The sequence below is a fragment of the uncultured Nostoc sp. genome (assembly GCF_964245445.1).
Classification (GTDB): Bacteria; Cyanobacteriota; Cyanobacteriia; order Cyanobacteriales; family Nostocaceae; genus Nostoc.
Window position 1 is genome coordinate 1 of the sequence record NZ_CAXTNE010000382.1, and the last position, 5833, is coordinate 5833.

The following is a 5833-nucleotide window of genomic DNA, read 5'->3' on the forward strand; positions in this document are numbered from 1 at the left end:
ATAACTTGTGCAGAGTTATGTAAGCTTCTGCGATCGGGGCGCGGCAACAACTGCCGATAAATTCAAATTTCTATATAGCAGACTTAATTAGTATGTGAAATTCTCTGTCTTTTTTCTTCACCTTCGCGTCCTACCCTGCGGGAAGCCGCTTTGCGTCTATGCGGTTCGTTTAAAAAAAGTAATTTTCGCAACTAAAATAAAATGGCTATAGCAGTCCTAATTTTAGTTGTAAGTTTTTATTTTTAAACGAACCACGTACTCCTCCAAAGAAGCAAGCTACGCGAAGCGTCTTGTAGAGAAGGACACGAAGAAAAGACCGAAAGAGAAGTTGTCATCAATCATTAATGAAATAAGATCACCTCGTGCAAGTCGAAAAAGCTGTTGATTCACACACGGGATTTGAACCCGTAGTTGCTTGATCTAGAGTCAAGTGCCTATTCCAATTTGGCTAGTATGTAAGCTTTTACGGTTAGGGCACGAAGTGAAAATTTTAATTCCGAGAAAGTTGATTTAAAATAAATCGAATTTCTTTCTTGTTACACTGCTGCTTCCTGACAGCGTAAATTATTCGACCTCTATACATTGCGGCAGAACGATGAATAATACCTTTGACAACATCTGTCACATAATCAGTTGGTGGCGGTGGAAAATCTTCAAAGGTAATTAAATACCAAATCTCGTTTAGCTTCTGGTATTGATGATAATTATCAATGATGACAATATCAGTTTGTTCCTGCTTTAGCTTCTGCTTTCGAGGCACTTTCTTGACTGCACAAAGAATTCCAGTTTCAGGATGGATATAGAAGCGATCGCGATGGTTTGTATCTAGCTGAATTCGATATCCTCGATAAGGCTTGCTATAGAAACCACCATCAATTATTTCCACATACCGTTCAACGTAGTCCCACACATGATCGATAACATGCTGTCCTGCCATTGTGTTGGGATCTAATCGTTGACATAGTTCCCTGTAAACGTCATTCCAAGGCTGTCCGACTTTTGAGCGCAAAAACCGACGCAAGGGGCCGAGATGGTCTGAAAGATACTTAGATTTATTTATTGGTTTAATCAGGTAGGGATTCAACAATCCATCCTGAATTGCATCCTGGGTGATTTTGTATAATTGCTTCTTAAAGCCAGTCACCTTTTTGAGGCTAATTCTCCACCCACCGCGAGGACGCTCAATCACAATCTCGCTCAAACGATGTTCGCTCATATCTCACGTTGTTTAAATGCAGTTGTACTAATTGAGTTGTTATTAAACATGAGTTAGCTAACATCATTGAACTCACCTCCGTATTGAGTAAAGGTTATAGATAAATCCGATTTAAATAATTGGAATTCCGCACAAGTTAGCAAAGCAGTTTTCACAATTACCTATACCAATTTGGCTACGCTCCCATCAAAGGGAGCGACAGGATTTGAACCTGCATTCCGTTGCCGGAGTGTGTGTAGGCTTTACAAGTTAGGGCGCGGAATTAAGTCTTAAATCATTCCGTACAAGTTCAAAAAGCTTTTTACAGCTACGGTCGCTATACCAAATATTGGCAGTGGGCACGCACGCTAAATCTGCGAGAGACTTAGAAATCATACTTCGCTTATTCAATTGCTCGAACTTTGCTACCTTAGGGCCGTTATGAATGTGTATGTATGCTTCTTCTGTTAGGGCACGAATGACTCGGAAATTTAACCATAGACAGCTTCAGGGCGGACGATCAAATCGCCACTAGGACGGCGATCGATTACGTAAGCAGAAAGGCGATCGCTATTCACATCTAAATGCCGAGCAACGCGCTCTTTCACTGCCACATCATTCATCCCTGCTGCAATTCCCAATTGTGTTTCTGGGAGATCAACAGAACGTCCTTCAAATCGAATATGAACCATTGCAATCACCTCTTGTTGTAATTACGAATTGATATTAGTGGATCTGATCGGGATTGAACCGATACCCTCCCTGTGAGAGGTACACTCACACCTCGTGCGAGTCGAAAAAGCTGGGCGTGGTGACACACGCAGGAATTGAACCTGCACTTATCGTTTTAGAGACGATCGCTCTACCATTGAGCAAGTATGTAAGCTTTTTCTGTTAGGGCACAAGTGATATCCGGGAACTCTACCATTAGAGCTACAGACCCAAGAGGAGCATAATTGTGATGCTCTTATTCAAGCGATGTAACTCAACTTATTGAGTCAGCATCTACACAACTTCAACCGAAGTAGAGTCTAGTGGAACCGTCGGGAATTGTAGGCTTTGCCTTCCCGAAGGGTACCCGAATTCTGCAACCGTCCGTTTATTGGTTTCGGAGCAGTCGAACACCAATCGCGGCCCCAAAACTGGGTACTGCCGAAGGAAGTTGCTAAACTAATCCCCAAAAACTAGCATCTATGTAATCTTCAAGGTTCCGAGAGGTTTTAGTTTTGCCTTTTGAGGAGGCTTTTTTCTTGACATTACAAATGTAATACAAAAATTACATGGTGTCAAGGGGATACTACAAATTTCGCATTCCGATGCGTGTCATTTAGATTTTCTTGTTGCGAAAGTTCCTATTAATAAGGGTTATACGATTTCGCTGTGATAATACAAATACGTTGGTAAAGGCATGGCATTACCATGCCCCTATGATAAATCTATATATATGTATTAAGGTTTTCGTGAATTGGTATTACAGATTATTCTTTGCTGAAAGTGACACAAATTTTTGTGAAACTGAGCGATCGCGCAGCGTGTTGTAAGACTTGCGAAAGTTTTGCAGTCGGGATGTTAATAGAGCATGTAATTAACTGCGGTTATCTATCTGAGCGCGTTGTAAACTTCCAGAAAAGTCAACATAAACACTTTTCCATTCTGTGAAAACATCCATTGCAGTAGTTCCAGCTTCGCGGTGTCCGTTACCGGTTTGTTTCACACCGCCAAAGGGCAAGTGTACCTCTGCGCCGATAGTAGGGCCGTTAATATAGGTGATACCTGCTTCGATATCGCGCATAGCAGTGAAAGCCCGGTTGATATCGCGGGTGTAAACTGAAGAAGAAAGACCGTAATTGCTATCGTTGAGAATTGCGATCGCTTCCTCAAAAGAACTAACTTCAATCAATGCCACCACTGGGCCAAATATCTCTTCACGGGCGACGCGCATATCAGGAGTTACATCATCCAAAATAGTTGGTTGAAAGAAGTAACCGTTTTTCAATGAACCTTCACTGGCAATTTCTCCACCAATTAAAACCTTTGCTCCTTCCTCACGCGCGATATCCAAATACTTGCTCACCTGTTGGAGTTGCTTTTCATTGACAATCGGCCCAATATCTGTATTATGGTCAGTGCCAGCACCCAAGCGTAACTTACTGGTACGCTCATAGAGCATGGTGGTAAATTTTTCTTTGATATCACGATGCAAAATCAGGCGACTGGTAGCCGTACACCGTTGACCGGTTGTTCCAAATGCTCCCCATACTGCACCATCTAAAGCAAGTTCCAAATCGGCATCTTCCATTACCACTTGGGCATTTTTACCACCCATTTCCAAACAGACACGCTTATGAGTGCGTCCGCAAGTAGCGCCAACAAAAGCACCCGTTTCTGAAGAACCGGTAAACGATACCAAATCAACATTGGAATGCTCAACTAAAGCTTTCCCCACCTCTTCTCCCACACCATGCACCAAGTTAATTACTCCTGGTGGTAAACCTGCTTGTTGGAAAATTTCAATCAATTTAGTTGCACAGGCGGAGGTATCTTCGGCAGGTTTGAGGATAACTGTATTTCCACACACTAAAGCTGGCATAGCTTTCCAGCAAGGAATTGCCACAGGGAAATTCCAGGGAGTAATTAAGGCACAAACTCCTATGGGCATCCGCACAGTCATAGCGAATTTATTGGACATTTCCGATGGTGTGGTTTGCCCAAATAGTCGCCGTCCTTCGCCAGCAGTGTAAAAGGCGCAGTCAATACCTTCTTGCACATCTCCCCTAGCTTCTGTCAAGGGTTTACCCATTTCTCGACTGATTAACTGGGCAAGTTCTTCTTTATGCTGGAGTAATATTTCCCCAACGCGAAAGATGTATTCTGCCCTAGCTGGGGCCGGGACTTTGCGCCAACTGTAGTAGGCTTTACGGGCGGCGGCTACTGCTGTATCTACATCCTTAACTTGCGATCGGGGAAATGTGGCAACCACTTCGGTTTTGTCAGCAGGGTTGCGACTTTCTAAAGTTGCTTCCCCTACAGCACTCAACCATTGACCGTCTATATAATTGCGGCAAGATAGGGGAGTTGTCATCTTGAAAATCTCCGGCTGATGATCCACTGGAACTTGTGTACTAAGTTTGTTTGCTTTCTAGGTTATCCTCAAGTTTAAGAAATTGGGGTAAGAAGCAAATATCGATATAAAAATTAAGGCACGAACGCCAACACCCCGACAGGAGAACCAGAACCACCACGCAACCTGAGAATGCCGATCGCTAGAGTAGTACCTTTCGGTGGCAATTGATCCAAATTAGTGAGATTCTCTAATACAATGCGCGGTTGCTCTAAAACTAAGCGGTTAATCGCAAAAGTATTATCCTGTCCGGGGTCTACACCATGAGTATCAATTCCTACCCCAGCGACTTGCCGTTCATCCAGTAATAATTGAGTCGCATCGCTGCCAAACCCTGGAAAGTGGGCAATTCCTTGAGCATCATGATTTAGGAATGCACTTTTATCAAACCACTTTTTTTGCCAACCAGTATTCAGTATAACTATGCAACCACCAGAAATTTCACCGTATTGTTCTTCCCAAGCCAGAACATCAGCAATAGTCAGGGCATAATCAGGATTAACTGCTGTGGCTTGGCAAATATCTATGACCACCGCAGGTACAACCAAAGACTGGGCTGGGTATTGGTCAATTCCCACAGCTGAACTATGAAAACTGTTAGGGGCGTTGATATGGGTAGCGCTATGTTCTCCCAAAGAGAAACGCCGGAGATAATAGCCATCATTATTCAGTTCAGCCACAGTTTCAAATTCTACTGTGGGATCTCCAGACCATTGGGGAATATCTATGTCAATTACATGACTTAGGTGGATAACGCGTGTGTAGGTGATACTATTTTCACTTTGGGGTTGTATCATAATTCTTCTCTCCCCCTGCTTCTCTTCCCGAACTGCTTCAACCAAGAAATATCCTGAACCAAATGGTATTGGGGCTACATCTACGCAAAAATAATACTACCATTACAATGTTTTTAAACGATTTAACTGCAACATTTCTAGTCCTACTTCCCTGTATTAGAAGAAATAATCCCCCAATTCCTGTAACTTTCAGGTTGTTGGGGGGGTTCAAATGTTGCAGCAAAAAGTGAATTAATCTTAGTTAACAACTAATAGGTTAACATTCAATTAAATTTTGATTAAAATTGCATAATATTTACGAATCGAGTTGCTGCTTGAATGGAATCATGATCGCAAACTCGGCACCTTCTCCTGGTGTTGAAATACACTGGATTTGCCCGCCATGTTTTTTTACAATAATTTGGTAACTAATTGATAACCCCATGCCTGTGCCTCTACCGACGGGTTTCGTAGTAAAGAAGGGGTCAAATACGCGTTTGCGTACTTCCTCAGTCATACCTGCGCCATTGTCGGCAATGCCAATGATTACATGGCCTTCTTGGATCAGGGTGCGAATACGAATCTGGGGAGTAGTGAGTAGGGAGTAGGGAGTAGGGAGTGCTTCTTCCCCCACTCCCTCTTCTAGAGCATCGATCGCATTTGTCAACAGATTCATAAACACCTGATTCATGAACCTATCCCACTAATAATATTTTGTGAATCCAGATGTGGATAGTAGCG

The 5833-nt window shown here is 42.9% G+C and carries 4 protein-coding genes and 1 pseudogene; all 5 read right to left on the bottom strand.

The annotated features are described in order from the left end of the window. Window positions 1–490: 490 nt before the first annotated feature. Window positions 491–1216, bottom strand: a complete 726-nt coding sequence (locus ACFE90_RS35365; protein ID WP_375506932.1) for a hypothetical protein — start codon at window positions 1214–1216, stop codon at window positions 491–493. Between the two features lie 470 nt (window positions 1217–1686). Continuing rightward, complete coding sequence (locus tag ACFE90_RS35370) at window positions 1687–1887, bottom strand: hypothetical protein (protein ID WP_334773615.1); 201 nt, start codon at window positions 1885–1887, stop codon at window positions 1687–1689. 893 nt (window positions 1888–2780) lie between these two features. Beyond that, a complete protein-coding gene (locus ACFE90_RS35375) occupies window positions 2781–4277 on the bottom strand; it encodes an aldehyde dehydrogenase family protein (protein ID WP_375506933.1) in 1497 nt (498 codons plus the stop codon). 113 nt (window positions 4278–4390) lie between these two features. Continuing rightward, window positions 4391–5113, bottom strand: coding sequence for a cyclase family protein (locus tag ACFE90_RS35380; RefSeq protein WP_375506934.1), 723 nt, complete (start codon window positions 5111–5113; stop codon window positions 4391–4393). A 295-nt stretch (window positions 5114–5408) separates the two neighbouring features. Then, a pseudogene (locus ACFE90_RS35385) lies at window positions 5409–5783 on the bottom strand (sensor histidine kinase); the annotation flags it as partial. Between the last annotated feature and the right edge of the window lie 50 nt (window positions 5784–5833).